The 23954-nt window shown below is 67.2% G+C and carries 19 protein-coding genes; 15 read left to right on the top strand and 4 right to left on the bottom strand.

The window, feature by feature from the left end:
- Window positions 1-18: 18 nt before the first annotated feature.
- From JWS14_RS31435 to JWS14_RS31450, 4 genes are read right to left on the bottom strand one after another with little or no spacing between them, the layout of a single operon-like run.
- Entirely contained in the window at window positions 19-1059 is a 1041-nt protein-coding gene (locus JWS14_RS31435; RefSeq protein WP_095861177.1) for an NAD-dependent epimerase/dehydratase family protein, read from the bottom strand.
- Window position 1060: 1 nt separating this feature from the next.
- Window positions 1061-1711 carry a PIG-L deacetylase family protein gene (locus tag JWS14_RS31440; protein ID WP_072940958.1) on the bottom strand — a complete coding sequence of 217 codons (651 nt, stop codon included), beginning with the start codon at window positions 1709-1711 and terminating at the stop codon, window positions 1061-1063.
- Window positions 1712-1714: 3 nt separating this feature from the next.
- The gene (locus tag JWS14_RS31445; RefSeq protein WP_095861176.1) at window positions 1715-2503 is read right to left on the bottom strand and encodes a glycosyltransferase family protein; all 789 of its coding nucleotides are present in this window, start codon (window positions 2501-2503) and stop codon (window positions 1715-1717) included.
- Window positions 2500-3759, bottom strand: coding sequence for a class I SAM-dependent methyltransferase (locus JWS14_RS31450; RefSeq protein WP_095861175.1), 1260 nt, complete (start codon window positions 3757-3759; stop codon window positions 2500-2502). The genes JWS14_RS31445 and JWS14_RS31450 overlap by 4 nt, the downstream gene beginning before the upstream one ends.
- A gap of 347 nt (window positions 3760-4106) precedes the next feature.
- Here JWS14_RS31450 and JWS14_RS31455 point away from each other — a divergent pair, with 347 nt between their 5' ends.
- From JWS14_RS31455 to JWS14_RS31525, 15 genes are all read left to right on the top strand, one after another.
- A complete protein-coding gene (locus tag JWS14_RS31455) occupies window positions 4107-4571 on the top strand; it encodes a GyrI-like domain-containing protein (RefSeq protein WP_072940954.1) in 465 nt (154 codons plus the stop codon).
- Window positions 4568-4993 (top strand): hypothetical protein, encoded by a 426-nt coding sequence (locus JWS14_RS31460; protein ID WP_095861174.1) that lies wholly within the window; start codon window positions 4568-4570, stop codon window positions 4991-4993. The genes JWS14_RS31455 and JWS14_RS31460 overlap by 4 nt, the downstream gene beginning before the upstream one ends.
- Window positions 4994-5185: 192 nt before the next feature.
- Complete coding sequence (locus JWS14_RS31465; RefSeq protein WP_095861173.1) at window positions 5186-5962, top strand: hypothetical protein; 777 nt, start codon at window positions 5186-5188, stop codon at window positions 5960-5962.
- Window positions 5959-8082: an Rv1355c family protein gene (locus tag JWS14_RS31470; RefSeq protein ID WP_095861172.1), complete on the top strand. Its 2124-nt coding sequence runs from the start codon at window positions 5959-5961 to the stop codon at window positions 8080-8082. Before JWS14_RS31465 ends, JWS14_RS31470 begins: the two co-directional genes overlap by 4 nt.
- A 14-nt stretch (window positions 8083-8096) precedes the next feature.
- The gene (locus tag JWS14_RS31475) at window positions 8097-9941 is read left to right on the top strand and encodes a putative bifunctional diguanylate cyclase/phosphodiesterase (RefSeq protein WP_095861171.1); all 1845 of its coding nucleotides are present in this window, start codon (window positions 8097-8099) and stop codon (window positions 9939-9941) included.
- Between the two features lie 292 nt (window positions 9942-10233).
- Window positions 10234-11664 (top strand): sugar transferase, encoded by a 1431-nt coding sequence (locus tag JWS14_RS31480; RefSeq protein ID WP_241031529.1) that lies wholly within the window; start codon window positions 10234-10236, stop codon window positions 11662-11664.
- A gap of 259 nt (window positions 11665-11923) precedes the next feature.
- Window positions 11924-12361 (top strand): holo-ACP synthase, encoded by a 438-nt coding sequence (acpS, locus tag JWS14_RS31485; protein WP_072940945.1) that lies wholly within the window; start codon window positions 11924-11926, stop codon window positions 12359-12361.
- Window positions 12358-12600: an acyl carrier protein gene (locus tag JWS14_RS31490; RefSeq protein ID WP_015889559.1), complete on the top strand. Its 243-nt coding sequence runs from the start codon at window positions 12358-12360 to the stop codon at window positions 12598-12600. Before acpS ends, JWS14_RS31490 begins: the two co-directional genes overlap by 4 nt.
- On the top strand, window positions 12597-13802 hold the full coding sequence (locus JWS14_RS31495; RefSeq protein ID WP_095861170.1) for an acyl-CoA dehydrogenase family protein: 1206 nt from the start codon (window positions 12597-12599) through the stop codon (window positions 13800-13802). The genes JWS14_RS31490 and JWS14_RS31495 overlap by 4 nt, the downstream gene beginning before the upstream one ends.
- Window positions 13799-14749, top strand: a complete 951-nt coding sequence (locus JWS14_RS31500; protein WP_072940941.1) for an amino acid--[acyl-carrier-protein] ligase — start codon at window positions 13799-13801, stop codon at window positions 14747-14749. The genes JWS14_RS31495 and JWS14_RS31500 overlap by 4 nt, the downstream gene beginning before the upstream one ends.
- Window positions 14746-15711: a DUF1839 family protein gene (locus JWS14_RS31505; RefSeq protein WP_072940938.1), complete on the top strand. Its 966-nt coding sequence runs from the start codon at window positions 14746-14748 to the stop codon at window positions 15709-15711. Before JWS14_RS31500 ends, JWS14_RS31505 begins: the two co-directional genes overlap by 4 nt.
- 32 nt (window positions 15712-15743) lie before the next feature.
- Window positions 15744-18179 carry a glycosyl hydrolase 2 galactose-binding domain-containing protein gene (locus JWS14_RS31510; protein WP_095861421.1) on the top strand — a complete coding sequence of 812 codons (2436 nt, stop codon included), beginning with the start codon at window positions 15744-15746 and terminating at the stop codon, window positions 18177-18179.
- 119 nt (window positions 18180-18298) lie between these two features.
- Window positions 18299-21946, top strand: coding sequence for a transcription-repair coupling factor (gene mfd, locus JWS14_RS31515; protein WP_095861169.1), 3648 nt, complete (start codon window positions 18299-18301; stop codon window positions 21944-21946).
- 4 nt (window positions 21947-21950) lie between these two features.
- Window positions 21951-22817, top strand: coding sequence for a nucleoside triphosphate pyrophosphohydrolase (locus JWS14_RS31520; RefSeq protein WP_072940930.1), 867 nt, complete (start codon window positions 21951-21953; stop codon window positions 22815-22817).
- Window positions 22818-23122: 305 nt separating this feature from the next.
- Window positions 23123-23950, top strand: a complete 828-nt coding sequence (locus JWS14_RS31525) for a glycosyltransferase family 2 protein (protein WP_072940928.1) — start codon at window positions 23123-23125, stop codon at window positions 23948-23950.
- The last annotated feature ends 4 nt before the right edge of the window (window positions 23951-23954 follow it).

Here is a 23954-nt window from a genome sequence, read left to right on the forward strand (position 1 = left end):
GACCGCGAGATGCCGATGTCAGCCATGTCCGGCCCCGACACGGAGAAACCGGAGTGACTCGTCGAGCACGCCCGAGGCCCGCAGCGTCTGCAAGTGAGCCAATCGGGTGAATCGCGTGGTGAACAGTTCCTCGGTGAGCCCCCACCGCACGTAGTTCTCGTACAGTTCGACCGCGCCGTCGGCGACGGTCCACTGCGGTGTGTATCCGTCGAGCGCCGTCCGGATCGCGCTGAAGTCGACTCGATACGACCGCGGATCCGGGCCAGTCTCTCCGGTGACGGCGACGGTCGAGTCGGGCACAGCCGCCGCGGCGGCTTCCGCGATCTGCGCCACGGTGACGTTGTTGGTCTCCGTGCCCACGTTGTAGGCGCGGCAGTGAACAGCGTCCACAGGCGCGACGAGTGCGGCGCAGAATGCAGTGGCGATGTCGCGGGCATGTACGAGCGGACGCCATGGTGTGCCGTCCGACAGCACACGCACAGTGCCGGTGAGCATCGCGACGCCGACGAGGTTGTTGAGAACGATGTCGGCGCGAAGGCAGGGCGAGAACCCGAACGCGGTAGCGTTTCGCAGAAAGACCGGCGAGAACCCCGAGTCGGCGAGGGCGGTCACGTCTTCCTCTACGCGCACCTTGCTCTCCGCGTACGGGGTGAGTGGGCGCAGGGGAGCGTTCTCCGTCACGAGTTCATCGCCTGCCGAGCCGTACACCGAGCACGTCGATGCGTACAGGAAACGTTGTACTCCGGCATCTTTCGCAAGTCGAGCGAGGCGTACCGACGCGTGATGGTTGATGGCGTAGGTGATTTCGGGGGCGAGCGAACCCAGCGGGTCGTTCGACAGCGCGGCGAGATGGATCACCGCGTCGAATCCGAGGAGATGTGACTGCTGCACATCGCGCAGGTCGACATCGATCGACGGCACGTCCACCGGAGCGGGACCGAGAATACAGCCGGCGAACAGTCCCGAGTCGAGCCCGACCACGTCGTGACCGGCGCCGAGCAGACACGAAGCCATGACCGTGCCCAGGTAGCCACGGTGTCCGGTGAGGAGTACTCGCATGTCAGGTCCTTCCGAATCGGATGGCCGCCTTCTCGAGAACGAAGGCTTCGGCGTGCATCCGGCGGCACTGGACACCCCGTAGCCGGGTGACGCCCAGGAATGCTTCCTGGTCGAACCAGTCGCGGTCGACCTGGGACGGGTAGTGCTTCAGGAGAAGCCGGGCCTTTTCCTCCGCCACCGCTCGTATCAAAGGGTGGAAGACGGTGGGTTGGGGGGTGTCCGCCTCCCACTTGAGGATCTCGTATCCCAACACGAGATGGTCCCGAAACACGGTCGGTACGAGTTCGGCCAGTAACCGGTGATCCTGGTGAGCGTCCCCGCGGTGCGGTGCGAACACGATGTCGGGCTCGCATCGTCGCCGGAATCCCTCGAGTGCAGTCTTGATCGGCTCCCAGTATCCGGGCGCGTGGCCGTCGGGAACGTCGAGGACATCGAGTTCGAGGTCGGCTCCGGGGCACAGCGCGGTGAGCGCGTGCCGTTCCTCTATCTCTCGCCGGGAGTCGTCACCCGACAACACCAGGGCACGCACCCGGAGTCCTGGCGACATGGACGCCAAAGTCAGCAGCGTCCCGCCCATACCGATCGCGATGTCGTCGCAGTGCGCACCGAGAACGGCGATCTCGGCGACACGCAGAGCATGGAGGTCGAGCATGGGCTATGACACCGCCTCCGGTTGCTCCCACACCATCCACGGATGGATGCCCTTTGCGTAGTTCGCGTCGAGTTCCGCCCGCTCCTTGAACGTGTCGGCCGGCTTCCAGAACCCTTCGTGGCGGTATCCGAACAGCCGGCCCTCGCCCGCCAGGGTTTCGCAGACATCCGCGACCAGATCGCCACCCGGTGGGAGAAGTTCGAAGATCTCGTCGCTGAGGACGAAATACCCGCCGTTCTCCCAGACTGGTAGCCGGCTGACCGGAATGATCTCTTTGACCTCACCGTTGTCGGCCACATTCACGCAGTGGAACGACGACTGCGGCGGGACGACGAGCATCGACGCCGCGGCACCGGATTCGTGGAACTTCGCGACCACGTCGTCGAGGGGAGCGTCGGTCAGGACGTCCGCGTAGTTCGCGAGGAAATGCTCGTCGCCGTCCAGGTGCTGCCGCACGCGCCGCAGTCGTTCACCGATCGCCGATTCCAGACCCGTGTCGACGAACGTGATGGACCAGTCGCTGATGTCGGAATGCAGTAGCTCGATCTTGTTGGCGTGAAGAACGAAGTCGTTGGACTCCGCTTCGCGGTAGTCGAGGAAGAACTCTTTGATGGCCTCGGCGCCGTACCCGAGACAGAGGATGAACTCCTTGTGCCCGAAATGGGCGTAGTAGTGCATCACGTGCCACAGCAGCGGCCGAGGGCCGACCATCTGCATCGGCTTGGGGATGGCGTCGTTGCGGTCGTTACGCATCCGCATGCCGTAGCCGCCGCAGAACAGGACAACCTTCATGTCGTGAGCCTCCTTGCCGCGCTGTCGGGTTGAAATGTCGCGCTGTGTAGGGAGGGGAGCGGGAAGACGAGCTCACCGCCCCACTCGGTGATGTATCGCAATTGTTCGGTCAGTTCCGCTTCGAGATTCCACGGCAGCGCGAGGACGACGTCGGGACGATCCTTCTCGATCTGCTTCGGGTCGAGAATCGGAATCCGGGTGCCTGGCGTGAAACGGCCATGCTTATAGGGATTCCGGTCGACTGTGTATTCGAGGAGGTCGGGACGAATTCCGCAGTAATTCAGCAGTGTGTTGCCCTTGCCGGGAGCGCCGTAGCCGACGACGGTCCTGTTCTGGGCTCGGCAGGCGAGAAGGAACCCGAGTAACTGTTGTCGAGTGGCTCTGGCCTTCAGTTCGAGTCGGCCGTATCCTTCGGCGTCGTGCAGGCCGGCTTCTTCCTCCTGCTTCAACACGTCGGCGACACGCTGTGTGGGCACCGCGCCCGCAGTGTCGGGACGCGCCCAGATCCGGATCGAGCCGCCGTGTGTTTCCAGCAGTTCCACGTCGACGACCGAGAGGCCGGCCGTGGCGAGCGCACGCGTCGCGGAGAGGAGTGTGTAGTACTGGAAATGTTCGTGATAGACCGTGTCGAATTGCGCGAGGACGATCAGATTCAGGGCATGGTGCACCTCGATACTCAGCCTGCCGTCGTCGGCAACGAGGGTACGCAGAGCGCGAGTGAACCCGCGGAGGTCGGGGATGTGCGCGTACACGTTGTTGGCAACCACGAGGTCTGCCGGCCCGTGCTCCGCGCGGACGTGCGCGGCCAGTTCCTCGTCGAGAAATGCCGTGAGAGTGGGAACTCCTCGTTCACGCGCGGCCGCACCGACGTTGTGCGAAGGTTCGATTCCGACGCAGCGGATCCCGGCGTCGACCGCGTGCTGCAGCAGGTAGCCGTCGTTGCTCGCGACCTCGACGATCAACGAGCGCCCATCGAGGCCGAGTTGCGACACCGAAGAGTGGACGAATCGGCGTGCGTGCTCGACCCATGAGTCCGAGTAGGACGAGTAGTAGGCATAGTCGGTGAAGGTGTCTTGCGGAGAGATCAGGGCCGGAATCTGAAGCAGGAGGCAGTCCTCGCAGATGCGTAGGTGCAGCGGGTAGTTCGTCTCGGGGGCGTCCAGGCCCTGTTCGGTCAAGAAGAGCTCGCACGGCGGCGTCGCTCCCAGATCCAGGACGCTTCGCAAGCGATCGGAGTCGCACAGTCGGCAGCGCACGGGCAGTCTCCCCTCGTCACCGAGACCTGGAGGCCGCTGCGCGTGAGTTGCGTCACACCCGAAGTCTCGATCCGTCCAATTAACCACACTTGGAGTCGTCTTGCAAGGCTCTAAACCAACTTCAAGTATGTATATAGTCCGAATTAAGGATGACTGTTCTTTTATTTGGCGACATGTGGGGACTCGGTCAAATGGGCGATTTCTCAGTCCTGGAGGTTTTCGCGACTAAGGGCGCAGACCGCGGGATACGGAGGAGGTATGGTGATATCTCGTCCCCCAAATTAAAGGCGGGCGAACATTAATAGCCATTACAGGCCCAATGTGCCGGTGACAGCGGAGGGTGCCCGATGCCGTTCGTCATAGTCGAACGCAAAGAGACGCTGGTCGCCGGACTGGCCGTCCGCAGCCCCAAGAGGGCGCTGGGGAAAGCGCGCGACAAGGATCTCGAAAAGACGTGGTCCACCCTGCTGGCGCAGAACGTGGACAGGCCTTTGGCGTCTGCCTATGTCGACCACGCTCCCGAGATCAACTCGTACTACACGCAAATCGTGGGCTACGAGTGCACATCGATCGATCAGGTCGGGCGCGGGCATCTGGTCTCACGGATTCCTGCGGGAACCTATGCAAAGTTCTCCTCGGTCGGAACCTTTCCCGACCTTTTCGACGCGCTCTGGGGGCAGATTCGTGAGGCGGAGGAATCGCGGCAGATCGAGAGGTCCTACACCGGCGACTTCGAGTTCTACCCGCACGCATTCGGGATCGATCTGTATGTGGCGATAGTGCCACCCGCCACGATGCAGGGGCCGCAATGAGTTTCGAGATCGTCAAGCGTGAGTCCGCCGACTTCGGGGGGCTCGTTCTGCCGCGCACGGAACTCAGCTCGTCGGCGCATTCGACCGATCTGATGAAGTTCACCCGCGAGCGCATCCAGCAACGCGGCACTGCCGAGCTGGTCACCGTATATGTCGCGGTCCCGGATCTGGGGTGGACCGCCGTGATCGGATATCGGTGTACCGACCTCGGTCAGCTCGAGGTCGGTGACGTACTGGTGCGTGTCCCGGCCGGCTACTTCGCCAAGTTCACGCCCGACGGACGATCGTCCGACCCGATCGAGGACGTGTGGATTCAGGCCGAGCTGGCGGAGAAGGAAGGGCGCATCGAGCGCGCCTACGCGGAGGAGATCGAGGTCTTCCGCGCTCCGAGCAACGTCGAGCTGTTCATTTCCCTCGCTTAAATTCGGGTCGACAATTACCGACCTGAAGTTTGTTTTCGAGCGCATTTGTGGCATCTCAGGTGACAAATCCGGTGTAAACGCGGAAAATAAGTAGCCGCGGGGCTGTGACCGGGTTCGTGTGTCCAGTTCTTGGGGTCTTTACGTAACCCGTGAGTCCCCGGAATTGCCGCACCGACTCCGATGGGAAAGCCAATGCCAGTGGAACAGCTGTCGCGTCCGCAGGTCGACGCGTGGTCGACAGACACCCTAATTGACCGAACGCTGAGCGTGTGGGATCCACGGTCGGAGTGTCGCTTCGTCGTCGCCCGGCCCTCCGACGAGCCCGAGCTGTGGGAAGCATATCTCGAGGGAGCGGTAGCGGGCTATCGCAAGTACGGCGCCGAGAAGGCGCTCGAGTACCGCCGGATTCAGGACGGCGACAGCACCGCGATCTTCTTCGTCGCGATTGAGCCGAACGGCTCCGTCGCAGCGGGTGTCCGCGCGCAGGGGCCGTACATTTATGCTGGTCAGGCGCATGCGATCACGGAATGGGCAAACGATCCCGGGGCTCCCGCCGTCCGCCGGATGATCGAGGACCGGCTGCCGTTCGGTGTCGTGGAGGCGAAGGGCGCATGGGTGTCGGACACCGCCGCCCGGCGCGGTGAACTCGTCGGCGCACTGGGTCGTATTGCTACCTTCTCGATGGATCTGCTCGACGTCCAGTTCATGCTCGCGACCGCCGCATCCCACGTGTTGGACACGTGGCGAACCACCGGTGGGGTAGTGGCAGACCATATTGCTCCCGTGCCCTATCCGGATGACCGCTACGAGACACGGCTGATGTGGTGGGATCGGAGTAGGCGCAGGGGCCGCGCCGAATCCATGCAGCTGGCCCAACTGTTACTCACGACGTCCGGACCGGCGCCGTCGGCAGCCATCGCGACGGGGACGGGAGGAGACGTCGTCCGGCCGATGCGGAGCGTCTCGTGAACGAAACACACGGTGAGTACACCGCACTGCTGCTCGACGAGGGCCACTCCGGGGACGCGGCGGTACTCGACCGCCTCCGCCGCGACCCCGCGGTAGTCTTCGTCGATCGACTCGACCATCAGCGGGACGCTCTGCATTCCCTCGTTCCCGCGCCGGGCCCAGATGTGCTCGATGAGGCTCCGGTGTGGGCGTACTACTCGTGGCGACGCACCGTGGTGCGTCTACTCGGTCCTACGTCGTTCCGGCTGTTGCGGCTGGACCGGAATCGGAACAAGATCACCGCGCAGGAGCAGGAACGCCTCAGAGACGTCACCGTCGGGATCGTCGGTCTCAGTGTCGGTCACGCCGTCGCGTTGGCTCTCACGCTGGAAGGCGCGTGCGGCGGCTTGCGGCTCGCGGACTTCGACACGCTCGAGCTGTCCAACCTGAACCGGGTTCCCGGCACCGTTCTGGACCTCGGCGTGAACAAGGCGGTGGTCGCCGCCCGCCGTGTCGCGGAGATCGACCCCTACGTCACAGTGACGTTATGGAAGGACGGTGTCGACGTCGTATCGGTCGCCGAATTTCTGGACGGCACGGACGTGGTGATCGACGAATGCGACTCCCTCGACGTCAAGGTGTCCCTGCGGCGGGAGGCCCGGCGCAGGGGATTGCCGGTGCTGATGGCGACCAGTGACCGGGGTCTGCTGGACGTCGAGCGTTTCGACGTCGAACCCGATCGACCCTTGTTCCACGGAGTGATCGGTGACGTCGACGTGGAATCGCTGGCGGGCCTCGGCTCGCGGGACAAGATTCCGCTCGTGTTGCAGATTCTCGACGCCGGACAGTTGTCGGCGACGATGGCGGCGTCGTTGGTGGAGGTGGACGAAACCATCACCACGTGGCCTCAGCTCGGGGGCGAAGTGCTGCTCGGTGGGGCGGAGGTCGCGGCGGCGGTGCGGCGCATCGGGCTCGGGCAGCCGCTCGCGTCGGGTCGCTGCCGGATGGATCTGGACGATCATCTCGATGCCCTCGCCGATCCACCGCTGCCGCAACACCTGCCGGAGCAACCGGTGAACCGGGCCGCGGCCCCGCCGCAGGACACTGTCGACGCCGTCGTGAATGCGGCGGCCCGCGCGCCTTCCGGCGGCAACGTCCAGCCGTGGACGATCGCGGCCGACGACGCGGGACTGACCATCTCCCTGGCCCCGGAGTACACGACGGCCATGGACGTCGGGTACCGCGGCAGTTGTGTCGCGGTCGGCGCCGCGCTGCACAACGCCCGGATCGCCGCGTCCGCCGCCGGGCTTCTCGGCGCGGTGACGGTCCACGACCGCGGTCCGGGGCTTCCCGTCGCCACGATGACGTTCGGCAGCGGGAACGACCGGGAACTCAGCGACCGCTACGAGCACATGCTCGACCGGACCACCAACCGCAGGCTGGGCGTCCCCCGGCCGTTGGACGACTCGCAGGCCGGCCTTCTCGCCGAGGCCGCGGCTCGCGAAGGCGCCCGCCTCTGCCTGGTCACCGACCGGGACGACATCGCGGCGATCGGCGCCATTCTGGCGGAGTCGGACCGCATCCGTTTCCTCACACCCACCCTGCACCGCGAGATGATCGGCGAGTTGCGGTGGCCACCCCGGGATTCGGTCGACACCGGCATCGACGTGCGCGCACTGGAACTCGACTCGGCGGAACTGTCGACGCTCGCGCTGTTGCGGAGACCCGAGGTCATGGAACGACTCGGCGCACAGGACGCGGGACAGGCGCTGGGCAAGTCCACCGCCGACCGGATTGCCTCGAGTTCGGCTGTCGCGGTCGTCGCGGTTCCGGGCAGCACCTCACGGGACTATGTGCGCGGCGGTGAGGCGACCGAAAGTGTGTGGATCCACGCGCAGGCGCTCGGCCTCGCCGTCCAGCCGATTTCGCCGGTGTTTCTCTACGGTGTGGAAAGTGCGGAACTCGAACAACTCTCACCGCAATATGCGGCACCATTGGAGAGGCTGCGGGAAGAATTGTTCGACGTCGTCGGAGCGAAGGCAGGTGAGGCGCTCGCCATGGTGTTACGGCTCAGCCATGCGCCGGGCCCGTCGGTTCGGAGCGAGCGCCGCGCCGACCGGGTGCGAGGGCGGATATCGTAACGACAGGAGGGCCCGTGAACACCGAGAAGCAAACCGAAAAACTCGAGACCCTGGTGACAACCGTGGCGTCGCGGCTCACGCCTGTCGACGCGGTCTCGTTCAAGGCCGTGGCCACCCGCGTGCTGCAGGATCTCGTGGAACACTTCGAGGTCGACACCAGCTTTCTCCGGTTCACCGACCACCAGATCGCGGCGACGGTCCTGGTCGCGGAATACCCTCTTCGGCCCTTCATCCCCGACCCCGACCCACTCGGCGTCGTCTACTTCAAGGATGCCGATCCGACCTTCGCCCAGATCGAGCACCAGAAGGAAGTCGCCATCTTCCGTCCGGAGGTGTCCGGTCCGGATTACAACGAACGGGTCCGCGAGGCGTCGGGGGTGCCGCAGGTGTCACTCGCCGCCGTTCCGCTGCTGTCCGGCGAGACGACGACGGGCACGCTCGGATTCATCAAGTTCGGCGACCGCGACTGGACACCGCCGGAGCTCGACGTCCTCAAGGCGATCGCCGCACTGCTCGCCCAGGTCCAGGCCCGCATCGTCGTAGAGGAGCAATTGCGCTACTCGGCCGATCACGATTCCCTCACCGGACTCAGCAACCGGCGCGCCCTCTACCACCACCTGGACACCCGCCTGGCGTCGACCGAACCCGGGCCGGTCGCCATTCTGTTCCTGGACCTGGATCGCCTGAAACCCCTCAACGACTTCTTCGGTCACGGGGCGGGCGACGGGTTCATCTCGACGATCGCGGACCGGCTCAGATCGACCAGCGAGGCCGACGACCTCGTCTCGAGGCTGGGCGGCGACGAATTCGTGCTCGTGCTCGGAGGGTCGGTGGGTCTCGAGGAGGCGGAGAGACGGGCGCAGCACATCCGCGACGTCGTGACCGAACGGGTGCGGCTCGGCCGCGAGGTGGTCAGCCGCAGTGTCAGCATCGGGGTCGCGGCGGGGCGTCCGGGCAAGGCCACCACGAGTTCGCTCCTCAGCCAGGCCGACCAGGCCGTCATGGTTGCGAAGACCAAGGGCGGTAACGCGATCAGCGTCTTCACCGACGAGATGCAGGAGGAGAGCGAGAAACGCAACATGATCGAGCTCAGTCTGCGTGCGGCCATCGCGGACGAGTCGCTGTTTCTCGAGTACCAGCCCGAGGTCGACCTGAGCACCGGCCGGATCATCGGGGTGGAGGCCCTGGTGCGGTGGAATCATCCGTTGCTCGGGCTGCTGCAACCGGGCTCGTTCATCGACGTCGCCGAGGCGACGAATGTGGCGGGCGAACTCGGACGCTGGGTCATCCGGAAGGCCTGTCGGCAGTGGGCCGACTGGCGGTCGCAGGTGCCCGAGCGGGATCTGGATCTCCGCGTCAATGTCTCACCGGGCCAGTTGGCCGGTCTGGACTTTCTCGACGTCGTCGCGAACGCGTTGACGGAGTTCGACCTTCGGAAGGGCGCACTGTGCCTGGAGATCACGGAGAACGCAGTGCTCAGCGACCTCACCTGGACGCGTGAAGCGCTCGAAGGACTGCATGCGATGGACGTGGAGGTCGCGATCGACGACTTCGGCACCGGATACAGCTCCCTCAGCCACCTCAAGGCACTGCCGGTGGGGACGTTGAAGATCGACAAGGGGTTCGTGATGAACCTGGACACCAACCCGGAGGACCGGGCGATCGTGAAATCGATCATCGGCCTCGCCGAGTCGTTCGGCCTGGAATTGGTGGCGGAGGGCGTCGAGAACGTGGAGTCGGCCCGGCAACTTCTGGACATGGGATGTCATCGGGCGCAGGGATTTCTGTTCAGCCGCCCGGTCTCGGCGGAGGAGATCGGCAAGTTGCTGGTGGCCGGAGTTATCGAGGTAGGCCTTTAAAGGTCGAGCAAAAACCATACCGAAAGCTCGGTTTATTTCAATTATAATAATTAAAGGCATTTGATTGCAGCTATAACAGACTCGGAGTATGTTTTGAGGGTAGTAATCAACTCCACGGCGCGATCGGATCGACGCGGTGGCGGGCGGGCTCCGAGCATGGGTTTGATCAATGTGCGAATGTGGAAGCGATTTCGAGGCACTGAGCGTGTCCGAGCGGACTCAACTCCTCATCAGATCTCAATGCGCACACGGCCGTAGGGGGGCGGGGGTCCCGACCATTCCCGGTCGTTCCGTGCCCGAACCCCCCTCGCCGCGGCCGTCCTGGGAGCGTACGTACTCTCAGGCGGCGATGGGCAGCGATCTGGTCAGCGTCGTCGCTGCCGACCTCTTCGTCACGGTCGTCTACCGCCAAATCCCTCTCTGGACGTGGGCCGGGAGCCTCGCGGTCGCGGTCGCGGTTCCGGTCCTTACGATGCTGTCCCTGGCGTTGGCGCATGCGTGGGATCCACGCATTCTCGGCAGCGGAGCCGAGGAGTTTCGCAGAGTGGGACGAGCGTACGTGTGGGTGATCGCGGTGATGGCCGTCGCCGGGTACGCCCTGGGTACGGCGAACGGCCACTCATGGGTGTTCGGCGCTCTTCCGCTCGCGGCGGCGCTGTCGGTGCTCGGACGCTACGTGCTGAGACGGGCACTGCGCAGGCGCCGGAGATCGGGAGGCTATCTGCGATCCGTCCTCGTCGCCGGTGACGTCGACGAAGTGCTCGAATTGATCAAGCGCACGCCGGACATCTCGCAGGCCGGGTGGCGCGTGGATGCGATCTGCCTGGCCGACGTGAGACCGGGTGAACAGCTTCCGCTCGCCATCGACGACACTCCCGTGATAGGCACGGAGAAGGACATCGTCGGCATCACCAGGCTTCATTCGTTTCAAGCGATCGCGGTTCTCCCCTCGAGCGGCTGGACTCCCGCTCGCACCGAGCGGTTGAGCTGGGAGCTGGAAGGCACCGGTACCGATCTGCTGATTGCGCCCGTGCTCATGGATGTCGTCGGTCCGCGCTTGCACATCGCCCCCGTCGCGGGAGTCCCGTTGATGCAGTTGAGTGCGCCGACGTACTCGGGCCCGGCGTGGGTGATCAAGAATGTCTTCGATCGAATCTTCGCTCTCGTCATCGTCATCGCGATCGCGCCCGTTCTTCTCGTCATCGGCGGGGCGATCCGCGCCGGCAGTCGTGGTCCGGCGTTGTTCAAGCAGACTCGCGTCGGACGGGACGGCGAGGTGTTCACGATGTACAAGTTCCGCAGCATGGTGGTGGATGCGGAAGCTCGAATCCGTGAGCTCGAGGCGTTCGACGAGGGCGCCGGCGTCATGTTCAAGATGCACGACGACCCTCGGGTCACCCGGATCGGCAGGTTCATTCGCCGCTATTCGCTCGACGAGCTGCCACAGTTGTTCAATGTCGTGTCGGGCAGTATGTCGCTGGTAGGTCCGCGGCCGCCGTTGGAATGCGAGGTAGCGCGTTACGGCGACGACGGTGCGCGGCGTCGTCTGTTCGTCAAACCGGGACTCACCGGACTGTGGCAGGTGAGTGGCCGGAGCAACCTCAGCTGGGAGGAGTCGGTGCGCACCGACCTGCACTACGTCGAGAACTGGAGCTTCACGCTGGATTTGCTGATCCTCTGGAAGACCGTGCGCGCCGTGCTGCGACCGGAAGGCGCGTACTGAGGGTGTGTCGGTCCGGCGCCGATCATGGGCGTGCGAGGCGGTAGGGCGGTCGCCCGTCGAGACTGCGGACAACCCACGGACATCATCGGCTTCGAGGAGACAGCGTTACAGACTCGGGGTATGTTTATGCCCACACCGAAGGACCTCTTGTCTTTATTTGGCAAAGTACGGTAACTTCTCGAAGGGTTTGCTGGAGAGTCGCTGAGAGTGGCTTCCCGCACGAAACGTGGGACTGTCGAAGACTGGAGCAGGGGGATCGATGTCTGGTGGTTCGGTGTCGCCGATCCCCGAGTCCCGCATCGGGTGCGACGTGATGACGGTCGGGCACGTGCGAAGCAGTGTCGAGCGGTTCGGCGACCGCTATCTGAGCAGAATCTTCACACCCCACGAATTGGAAACCTGCGCAGGACCTGCGCGGGTCCAACGGCTGGCCGCCCGATTCGCGGCCAAGGAGGCCGTGGTCAAGGTGTTGCGCCCCGGCGACGTCGCCCTGCCGTGGCAGTCCATCGAGATCCGGCGCGAGAGCTGGGGAGGATGCGGAGTGCGATTGTCCGGCAACGCATCGGCACTCGCCGAGCGGCAGGGGCTCGGCGGGTTCGACGTCTCGATCTCGCACGAGGCCGACGTCGCGATCGCGATGGTCACCGCATCCCGGCTGGGCACGCCCCCCGATCACGAAGGAGAACGCCACCCATGAGCGAGCACACCATCCGCAAGGTTCTCGGCGACCACGCCAGGCTGTCCGTCGACGCCGCGAGCATCGCCGTCGGCGCCGATCTCTACGAACTCGGTCTGACATCCCACGCGAGCGTCAACGTCATGCTGGCGCTGGAGGATTCGTTCGACATCGAATTCCCCGACGAGTTGCTGCGCAAGAGCACGTTCGCGAGCGTCGACTCCATCCGGGGCGCGCTCGTCGAACTCGGCGTGGCATGAGCATCGCCCTCGCGGGTGACACCGGGATCGGGTCCGCCCAGGTTTCCGGACCGTCGGCGCGGGCCGCGAGTGTGGCCGAGGTGGCCGCGCGGTGGGCCGTCGACGTCGATCGTGACGCGCGCTTTCCGCAGGAGGCCGTGGATGCGCTCCGGGACCAGCGTCTGCTCTCGTGCGCCGTCCCTCCGGAACTGGGTGGTGAAGGTGCGACACTTCGGGAACTGTGCACGATCGCCCGGACCCTGGGCCGCCAGTGCGCCGCGACCGCGATGATCTTCGCGATGCACCAAACCCAGATCCTTTCGCTCGTAAGACATCCGGGTGGTGATGGCGTCGCCGGCTTCCTTCGCGCCGCGGTCGCCGGTCAGTACCTGCTGGCGTCGGCGACGACGGAACTGGGCATCGGCGGCGACGTCCGCCGCAGCACCTGCGCGGTGGAGCGGTCCGGTGGCGTGGTGTCGCTGGTCAAGAACGCCCCGGTCATCTCGTACGGCGAGTACGCCGACGCGATCCTCGCGACCGCGCGGCGCACCCCCGACAGCCCGTCGAGCGACCAGGTGCTCGTCATCTGCCGGCGTGCCGACGTGACGCTCGAGCGCACCGGTGACTGGAACACGCTGGGGCTGCGCGGAACCTGCAGTCCCGGGTTCGTGCTGCGGGCCACCACCACCCCGGATCTCGTCGTCGCCGATCCCTACTCGGAGATCTCGGCGACGACTATGCTCCCGGTGTCGCACTCGGTGTGGTCGGCGGTGTGGCTCGGCATCGCCGACGCCGCGGTGGAGAAGGCGCGCCGGTACGTGCGGGTAGCCGCGCGTAAGCAGCCGGGCGCGGCGTCGCCCGCCGCCCTGCGCCTCGCCGAGGCAGCCGCTGTGCATCAGCAGTTCGCGGACGTCGTGTTCGCGGCGGCCGGGCGGTTCGACGACGCCGACGCGGCTCCGGCCGGTTCGCCGGAGGCCGAAGTCGCCTGCGGCGTCGGCTATTCGCTGGCGATGAACAACCTCAAGGTCACGGCGTCGACCCTGGCCGTCGACCTCGTCGGCAGGGCCCTGCTGATCTGTGGGATCGCCGGCTACCGAGAAGACACGGAGTACTCGCTCGGCCGGCACCTGCGTGATGCGCACGGTGCGGCCGTGATGGTCAACAACGATCGAATCATGGCCAACTCGGCGCAGATGGCCACCGCATACCGGGGGACGATATGAGCACGGATATCGCAGTGGAGCAGGAAGAGACGAGCGAACTCGAGCGCGCCCGCCGCGCGTTCCGGGCGGAACTGCTGGGAGCCGGGCTCCTGGTGGACACGTCCGTCGCCGGCCTCTACGGACGGTCGGGGTTGTTCGAGGACATCGTCGACGGCATCGACGCAGTCGTCCGGGCAGCGGGCCCGGGCGCGTCCGCGGCCCGATTCCGGTTTCCGCCGGTGTTCCCGCGCACCAGTTTCGAGCGTACCGACTACATCGCGTCGTTCCCGAATCTGACCGGTGCCGTCAACACGTTCACCGGCACCAACGCCGAGCACGCACAACTGCTCGCGGCGCGGGCCGAGGGCGAGAGCTGGGACAGGTGGCTCGAGCCGACCGACACCATGCTGGTGTCGGCGGCCTGCCATCCCGCGTACCCGATGTTCACGGGAGTGCTGCCGGACGGGGGAGCACTGCTCGACGTGTACGGCTACTGCTTCCGGCACGAGCCCGCGTTCGATCCCGCCCGCATGCAGGCGTTCCGGATGCACGAGTTCGTGCGGATCGGCACCGCGGACCAGGCTGCGGACCACCGCGACTCGTGGATCGAGCGCGGGCTGGAGGTGCTGTCCGACCTGTGGCTGGACGCGTCACCGGTGATCGCCAACGACCCGTTCTTCGGCAGGGCCGGACGCATGCTGGCCGCCAACCAGCGCGACGAGAACCTCAAGACCGAGCTGACGGTGCGCCTGTACGGCGATCTCGACGACGGGACCGCCGTCGTGTCGTGCAACTGCCATCAGGACCATTTCGGTGTCACGTTCGACATCGCGACCGCGGGCGGCGATGTCGCGCATAGTGCGTGTGTGGGGTTCGGGATGGAACGCATCGCGCTCGCGATGCTGCGGACCCACGGCATGGACCCGTCGCGCTGGCCGAGCGCGGTGAAATCCCGGATGTCGCTGTGACGTCCCGGCTGATCGACATCTCGCCGGACGGCTACGAACCGCACCCCATCCACGCGGACGAACGGACCTGGACCGAGACCAACTGCTACCTCGACCTGTGGGTGGAGGTACTCCACTCGCTCGGGCTCGATCCGGTGCCCGCCGCCGCGTGCGCATTCGGCGCCCGGTTCGACGGATCGCAGTGGACGTTCCTGAAGTTCAAGCCCGAGGATCTGTTCGCCCTGTACGGGATCGACGTGGGGGAGATGAACGTCTGGCGCGGTGTCCTCGACCATGTGGAGGACAATCTCGCAGTCGGGATGTTGTCGACCGTCGAGGTGGATGCGCACTGGCTCCCGGACACGGCAGGCACCGGCTACCGCGAGAGCCACACCAAGACCACGATCGTCGCGAACTTCGTCGACCGCGAGTCCGGTGTGCTCGAGTACTTCCATAACAGTGGGTATCACCGGCTGACCGGGGACGACTTTCGCGGGCTGTTCGGACTCGACCTCGCCGGATCGGCGACGTTCACGCCGTACGTCGAGCAGGTCCGGTTCGACGGGGAGCCGGAATACCGACCGGGCCGCTTTGACGCGGTGCTGCGGCATCATCTCGCGACGCGACCGGACGGAAATCCGGTGCGCGCTCTCGGTGAGCGGGTGGTCGCCGACGTGCCCTGGATCCGCGGCGCGGGCATCGACACGTTTCACCTGTGGACGTTCGGGGTGTTGCGGCAGTGCGGTGCCACCGCGGAACTCGCTGCCGACGTCTGCGAGTACCTCGAGCGCAACGGGTTCGCGGGGGCCGCGGCGTTCGCTCCGGGCTTCCGGGAGGTGGCGCAGGGCGCGAAGAGTGTGCAGTTCCAGATGGCGCGCGCCGCTCGCGGACGCAGCGTCGACCCGTCAGCACAACTCGACGGCATGGCCGAGGCGTGGGAACGATCGGTGGACGGCGTGGCGCGCGTGGTCGGACGCGCGTAGTGGATCTACTCGACGGCGCCCGGTGGCGTTGCGTGGCAACGGAACCGGGTTCGGTCACCGATCCGTCGGGATTGGCTTGTGTGCCGGGTCCGTGGTATCCCGCGCAGGTTCCGGGAACCGCGGCCGGCGCGATCCGGGCGGCCGACGGCGTCGCGGCGGCGCGCGCGGTGCAGACCGATGCGGTGGACTGGTGGTTCGTCACCGACGTGTCCGGCGGCGGCCCCGGTCCGTGGCGGCTCGAGTTCGACGGCCTGGCCTCGCTCGCGGAGGTGTGGGCCGGCGACGACCTCGTCCTGTCCTCGGAGTCGATGTTCGTGCCGGCCTCGGTCGACGTGGACTCTCGCCCCGGCACGGTCACGCTGGCGATCCGATTCCCGTCGCTCGACGCGGCGCTGCGCAGCCGGCGGCCCCGCGGACGCTGGCGGTCGTCGCTGGCGAGTGCGCAGGGGCTGCGCTGGATGCGCACGAGCCTGCTCGGTCGCGCTCCGGTCTTCGGCGGCGTGCCCGCCCCGGTCGGGCCGTGGCGGCCCGTGCGACTGCACGACCGCACGGCGCCGGTGCTGTCGGACCGTCACGTGGTCACCACGGTGCAGGACGGGACGGGCGTGCTGGAACTTGCCGTGCGTGTGCACGGCTCGGCCTGCCCGCCGCCCGTCGTCCGGCTCGGCGACGTCTCCGTGGAGGCGACCGTCGTCGAAACCGGCTCCGGCGCGCGGGAGGTCCGCGCCCACCTGCGCATCCCGGACGTCCGGTTGTGGTGGCCCCACACCCACGGCGTCCCGGTGACGTATCCGCTGAGCATCACCCTCGGCGAGCACGTCGTCGACCTGGGCGCCGTCGGATTCCGCACCGTGAGCGTGGCGCGCAGCGACGGCGGGTTCCGGCTGGCGGTCAACGGCGTCGACGTGTACTGCCGCGGCGCCGTCTGGACCCCGGTCGATCCGATCGGGCTGGGCGGCCGGGATCAGACGCGGGAGACCCTCGAGCGGGTGGTCCAGGCCGGGCTCAACATGGTCCGGGTGCCGGGCACGATGCTGTACGAGGACACCGCATTCTGGGACGACTGTGCCGAACTCGGCGTTCTGGTATGGCAGGACGCCATGCTGTCGACGTTCGACCCGCCCGACGACCAGCCGTTCCTGGAACTGCTGACCGCGGAGATCGAGGCGGTGCTGCGGCCGCTGTCCGGGAACCCCGCGCTCGCCGTGTTCAGCGGCGGCAGCGAAACCGAACAGCAACCCACGATGCTCGGGCTCCCCGCGGCGCACATCCCGGCGGTACACGACGTGATCCCGGCGGTGGTCGCGCGGACCGCGCCGGGGGTGGCGGCGGTGTCGTCGTCGCCGTCCCCGCCGCCGGGAGGCTACGCGCTCGTGACCCACGTCGGAACGGGTGTCTCGCACTACTTCGGCGTCGGCGGTTATCGGCTTCCGCCGTCCGACGTCCGCCAGGCCGGGGTGCGGTTCGCCGCCGAATGCCTCGCGTTCTCGATCCCGCCGTCGGACGCGACGATCGAGACCGAGTTCGGCAGCCTCGCCGCTGCGGGCCACCATCCGCGGTGGAAGGCCGCCGTGCCCCGGGACAACGGGGCGTCCTGGGACTTCGAGGACGTCCGCGATCATTACGTGCGGACACTGTTCGGTGAGGAGCCGTCGACGGTCCGCTGGTGTGATCCCGAGCGGTACCTGGCCCTCGGTCGCGCCGCCGTCTGCGAGGCCTTCGCGGCGGCCCTCGGATACTGGCGTCGGCCCGACTCGGGATGCGACGGCGCTCTGGTGCTCGCGCTCCGCGACCTCGAACCCGGCGCCGGGTGGGGACTGCTCGACTCCGACGGCAGGCCGAAGGCGCCGTGGTTTGTGATGCGGCGGCTGTCCCGGCCGGTCGCGGTGCTCCTCGGCGAGGACGGGATGGACGGACTGCGCATCGACGCGGTCAACGACTCGGCCCGCGCGATCGTGGGGGAGTTGCGGGTGCAGGTGCACACCCGCACGGGTTCGCGGGCGTTCGACGTCGCCGAACCGGTGACCCTCGCCGCGCACGCGGCCCGCCGGTGGTCGCTCGATACGGTGCTCGGGCGTTTCACCGACGCGACACACGTCCATCGGTTCGGAGTCCGCGGCTACGAGAGCGCGACCGTCACGCTGTCGGGCGAGGACGTTGTCGTCGCCGAGTCCGTTCACCTCTTCGGTGGCCCGGCTCGTGCCCTCGAACGCACCGTCGGCCTGACGGCGGCGGCGCGGGAAACGGCGCCCGGCGACTGGGTGGTCGACGTCGCCACCGACGGCGCTGCGCAGTACGTCCACCTCGAACTCGGCGGATTCGAACCCGCCGACTCCTGGTTCCATCTGCCACCCGGCGGCACCCGGATCGTGCCGGTGCGCAGGACCGGGACGGCGGAGTCGGTGACCGGGCAGGTGCGGGCGCTGAACTCGGTGAGCGTCGCCCCGGTGGTGCGGGCCGCCACCTGATCCGGACCCCGGTTCGTCGATGTGCGATATCGACTAGGCTGGCTCAGTCCGCAACTGGCCGCTCGTCCCGGCCCGAGCTGTTCGCCGGCAGTTCGTCATCACTGCTCAGGAGTGCGTCGTTGTCTTCCCCGCTCATCGCTGCCGAGCCCTCGTCCGACACCCCGCTCGCCGGACTGGCGAAGATCGCGCTGGGCGACGCCGTCGTCGCGCAGGTGACCGAGGCCCTCGGGCGGCATCACCTCGACATCGTCGCACCCGCACCCGCCCGGCCGTTCGTGGCCGCGGCCCTCGCCGAGCGCACCCACCTGCTTCTGGTCACCGCGACCGGTCGCGAGGCCGACGACCTCACTGCCGAACTGCAGGAGATGATCGGCGACGCCGTGGCGCAGTTCCCGTCGTGGGAGACGTTGCCGCACGAACGGCTGTCGCCGAGCGCCGACACGGTCGGTCGCCGGGTGGAGGTGCTCCGCAGGCTCGCGCGGCCCGACGACCGCTCGTACGGGGCGCCGCTCCAGGTCGTCGTCACCACCGTCCGTTCACTGGTGCAGCCCATGGCACCCGGTCTCGGCGAGATCGAACCCGTCACGCTGCGGGTGGGGGTGGAGCACGACTTCGACGGGCTGATCCAGCGGCTCGTCGAAATGGCGTACACGCGCGTCGACATGGTCGGCAAGCGCGGCGAGTTCGCCGTCCGCGGCGGCATCCTGGACCTGTTCTCGCCCACCGCGGATCATCCGGTGCGCGTCGAGTTCTGGGGCGACGAGGTCACCGAGTTGCGCGCGTTCTCCGTCGCCGACCAGAGGTCGCTCGCCGAACTCGACATCGACGCCGTCATTGCGCCGCCGTGCCGCGAACTGCTCCTCACCGAGGACGTCCGCGACAGGGCCGCGCAGCTCGCGGTCGACAACCAGGCCGACGCCGCGCTCGTCGAGATGCTCGACAAGATGTCGGCAGGCATCCCGGTCGAGGGCATGGAGGCACTGCTGCCCGTGCTGCGGCCGGGGCAGCTGCAACTGCTCACCGACGTGCTGCCCGAAAGCGCGCACGTGCTGCTGTGCGATCCGGAGAAGATCCGGACACGCGCCACCGACCTGGTGCGCACCGGTCAGGAGTTCCTCGAGGCGTCGTGGACGGCGGCCTCGATCGGCGGCGCCGCCCCGCTCGACACGTCGGTGCTGAAGGGCGACGGCATCGACCTCGGCGCCTCCGCCTACCGCTCGCTCAGCCAGGTCCGCGAATCCGCGGAGGCCGCCGGTCTGCCGTGGTGGACGCTGAGCCCGCTCGCGTCCGGCAGCGGCGAGGAGCTGGAGCTGGCGGTCACCCCTGCACCGCAGGTCCGCGGTTCCGACGAGCTGCTGTCCGAACTGTTCGTGAGCCTGCGCGCCCATGTCAGCACGGGCGGCCGGGCAGTCATCGTGGTCGCAGGCGCCGGTACCGCGCATCGTGTGCTCGAGCGCCTCCGCGAGGCCGAGGTGCCCGCGGCGGAACTCGCACCCGGTTCGGAGCCCGCCCGCGGTCAGGTCGGGGTGCTGCGCGGATCGCTGCACGACGGCCTGGTCTTCCCCGGCGGCGACACCACCCCCGGACTCGTCGTCGTCACGGAGTCCGATCTCACCGGCAACCGGGTGGCCGCGGTCGGCGACGGCAAGCGGCTGCCCGCCAAGCGCCGCAACCAGGTGGACCCGCTCGCCCTGACGGCCGGCGACATGGTGGTGCACGACCAGCACGGCATCGGACGATTCGTCGAGATGGTCGAACGGACTATCGGTGGCGCGCGGCGCGAATACCTCGTGATCGAATACGCCGCCAGCAAGCGCGGCCACCCGGGCGACCGGCTGTTCGTCCCGATGGAGTCCCTCGACCAGCTGTCGCGGTACGTCGGCGGCGAACTGCCCGCACTCAGCAAGCTCGGCGGTTCCGACTGGGCCAACACCAAACGCAAGGCGCGCAAGGCGGTTCGTGAGATCGCCGGTGAACTCGTCCAGCTGTATGCGGCGCGGCAGGCCGCACCCGGTCATGCGTTCGGCCCGGACACCCCGTGGCAGAAGGAGATGGAGGACGCGTTCGCGTTCACCGAGACCCACGACCAGCTGACGGTCATCAGCGAGGTCAAGGCCGACATGGAGAAGGCCGTCCCGATGGACCGCGTCGTCATCGGCGACGTCGGCTACGGCAAGACGGAGATCGCGGTGCGGGCGGCGTTCAAGGCCGTGCAGGACGGCAAGCAGGTGGCGGTCCTGGTGCCGACGACGCTGCTCGCCCAGCAGCACCTGCAGACGTTCACCGAGCGGATGGCGGCGTTCCCGGTCAAGGTGCGTGGGCTGTCCCGGTTCACGGATGCCGGGGACTCCAAGGAGATCGTCGCCGGCATGGCCGACGGCGAGATCGACGTCGTCGTCGGCACGCACCGGCTGCTGCAGACCGGGATCCGGTGGAAGGACCTGGGCCTCGTCGTCGTCGACGAGGAACAGCGCTTCGGTGTGGAACACAAGGAACACATCAAGGCGCTGCGCACCCACGTGGACGTTCTCACCATGTCGGCCACGCCGATCCCGCGAACGCTGGAGATGAGCATGGCGGGCATCCGCGAGATGTCCACGATCCTCACGCCGCCGGAGGAGCGGCACCCCATCCTCACGTACGTCGGCGCGTACGCCGACAAGCAGGTGGCCGCCGCCATCCGACGCGAACTGCTCCGCGACGGACAGGTGTTCTACGTCCACAACCGGGTCAGCTCGATCGACAAGGCCGCCCAGCGGATCCGCGACCTCGTCCCCGAGGCGCGCGTCGTCGTCGCGCACGGCCAGATGAACGAGGACACGCTGGAGCGGACCGTGCAGGGCTTCTGGGAGCGGGACTACGACGTGCTGGTGTGCACCACCATCATCGAGACCGGCCTCGACATCTCCAACGCCAACACGCTCATCGTCGAACGCGCCGATTCGCTGGGCCTGTCGCAGCTGCACCAGTTGCGCGGTCGCGTCGGGCGTAGCCGGGAACGCGGCTACGCGTACTTCCTGTACCCGCCGGAGAAGCCGCTCACCGAGACGGCCTACGACCGCCTGGCGACCATTTCGCAGAACTCCGACCTCGGCGCGGGCATGGCGGTCGCGATGAAGGACCTCGAGATCCGTGGCGCCGGAAACGTGCTGGGCGCCGAGCAGTCCGGTCACGTGGCAGGAGTCGGGTTCGACCTGTACGTGCGGCTGGTGGGGGAGGCGGTCGAGGCCTTCCGGGCGGCGGCCGACGGCAAGCCGATCACGACGGAGGACGCCCCGAAGGAAGTCCGGATCGACCTTCCCGTCGACGCGCACATCCCCCCGGACTACGTCACCAGCGACCGTCTCCGGCTCGAGGGGTACCGAAAGCTCGCGGCCGCCACCGAACTCGACGGCATCACCGCCGTCGTGGACGAACTCGTCGACCGGTACGGCCCCCTCCCCGAGGAGGTTCGCCGACTGGTCTCAGTGGCCAAGCTGCGCCTGCTGGCCCGCGAATACGGCCTCGAGGAGATCGCCGTCGTCGGAACGCAGCTGAAGATCGCGCCGATGGCCCTGCCCGACTCGAAGCAGCTGCGTCTCAAGCGGATCTACCCGAGTGCGCAGTACCGCGCCACCACCGGCATGGTGCAGTTGCCGCTGCCCCGGGCGGGTTCGGGCGGGATCGGCGCCGAGCGGGTGCGCGACGTGGAGTTGCTGCAGTACATCGCGGACTTAGTGCTCGCACTGGACGGCAAGGCCGCCGGGGCCGTGGTGATGGAGGCCTGACCCGATGACGGTGGTCCTGCTCGACCCGTTGCGGCCCACGACGATCCCGATGGAAGCCGTCGGGGTGGTCGGTGGCGGAGTGGCGTTCACCGACGAGGTGCCCGAGTCCGTGCGGACGCTGCTGTCCGCCGCACCCGGCGCCGCTGTCCTGATCAGTACCGATCCCGACCATCCCACCGTGCGCGAGTGGGTCGCGTCGGGGTCCCGGATCATCGCGGCACCGAAGGTCCCGGGCGACAACCTCGTCGAGGCCGCCGAGGTGATGGACCGGTTGTGGAGCTACGGCGGCTGGGAAGTGACGCAGACACACCGGACGTTGTCGCACTACCTCGTCGAGGAGACGTACGAGGTTCTCGACGCGATCGAGTCCGCCGAGCCCGGAGACCTGCGTGAAGAGCTCGGGGATCTGCTGCTGCAGGTCCTGTTCCATTCGCGCATCGCCTCGGCGTCGGGCAATTTCGACGTCGACGACGTGGCCGCGACCCTGGTCGCCAAACTCGTGCACCGCAGCCCCCACCTCGGTGAGGACGTCGTCGGCCCGATCGACATCGCCGAGCAGGAACGGGCCTGGGAGATCCGGAAGGCGGCGGAAAAGGCCCGCAGCTCCTGCCTCGACGGGGTCGCGATGAGTCAGCCCGCGGCATCCCTCGCGGCGAAGGTCATCGCCCGCGCGAGCAAGGCTGGCCTGCCGCCCGAGCTGGTGCCCGCGGAGATCACGGCGGACAGCGCGGCGGTGGTCGCTGCCGAGTCGAGGCTGCAGGCGGCGACGCACGACCTGATCGCCCGTGTCCGCGCGGCCGAGGATGCTGCGCGCGCGGCGGGGAAGACCGAACTCGCCCCCGCGGACTGGCTCGGGTACTGGACGTCCTGATACCGGGGCGGTCGGCGTTATCGCTCGGGTTTGCCAAAATGTAACTGAGGGATGAATCACTCCCGTGTCCGTAGTGCACGAAAAACAAACCTGAGGTAGTTTAAAGCGCGCATAGAAGACCAGTTGGTTGCAAATACGCGTTTCGAAGTACTGCGAAGTCCTTCTGCTCGGGTGTTTATGGTCTTCGCGCACTGCACGTGGTGGGTATCCGAGCTCCCGGTCGGGCGAGGGCCGATACCCACAGGGGACCACACATAGTGACGCTTCCGGGCCGAGTCGATTGCCCGACGATGAGAGACGGACACATGAGCCTGTACACGCCTGACCGCCTGGAACCTTCCGACGAGACAGACGCGCACGACATCGACGAGACCGGCGCCGCCGACCGCGCGCCCGGCCGCCCGACGGTCACCGTCGTCGTGCCCGCGATGAACGAAGCCAAGAACCTTCCTCATGTCGCCGCGCGCATGCCGGCAGACATCGACGAAATCGTCTTCGTGGACGGCCATTCAGTCGACGACACCGTCGATGTGGCGCGGAGCCTGTGGCCGGACGCGAAGTTCGTGACGCAGAGTCGCAAGGGCAAGGGCAACGCCCTGGCCTGCGGATTCCGTGTCGCGACGTCCGACATCATCGTGATGATCGACGCCGACGGCTCCACCGACCCGGCAGAGATCCCGTTGTTCGTCGGTGCCCTCGTGGCCGGCGCGGACTTCGCGAAGGGAACCCGCTTCGCAGACGGCGGCGGCAGCTCGGACATCACCTTCGGTCGAAAGCTCGGAAACAAGGCGTTGAACGCAATCGTCAACCTCAAGTTCGGGGCAGCGTTCAGCGACTTGTGCTACGGCTACAACGCATTCTGGCGCCACCACGTCCCGGTGATGGCATTGCCCGCGGTAGAGGCGGCCGAGGCGCAGTGGGGCGACGGGTTCGAGATCGAGACCCTCATCAACGTGCGGGTCGCCAACGCGGGCCTGAAGATCACCGAGGTCCCGAGTTTCGAGCAGGATCGCATCCACGGCGAGAGCAACCTGAACGCAGTGCGGGACGGACTTCGTGTGTTGCGCACCATCAGGAGCGAACAGCGCACGACCGCAACGCACCTGTCCCCGGCGCCCGTCCCGCAGGGCTGAGCGG

Source organism: Rhodococcus koreensis, assembly GCF_017068375.1.
Classification (GTDB): Bacteria; Actinomycetota; Actinomycetes; order Mycobacteriales; family Mycobacteriaceae; genus Rhodococcus_F; species Rhodococcus_F koreensis.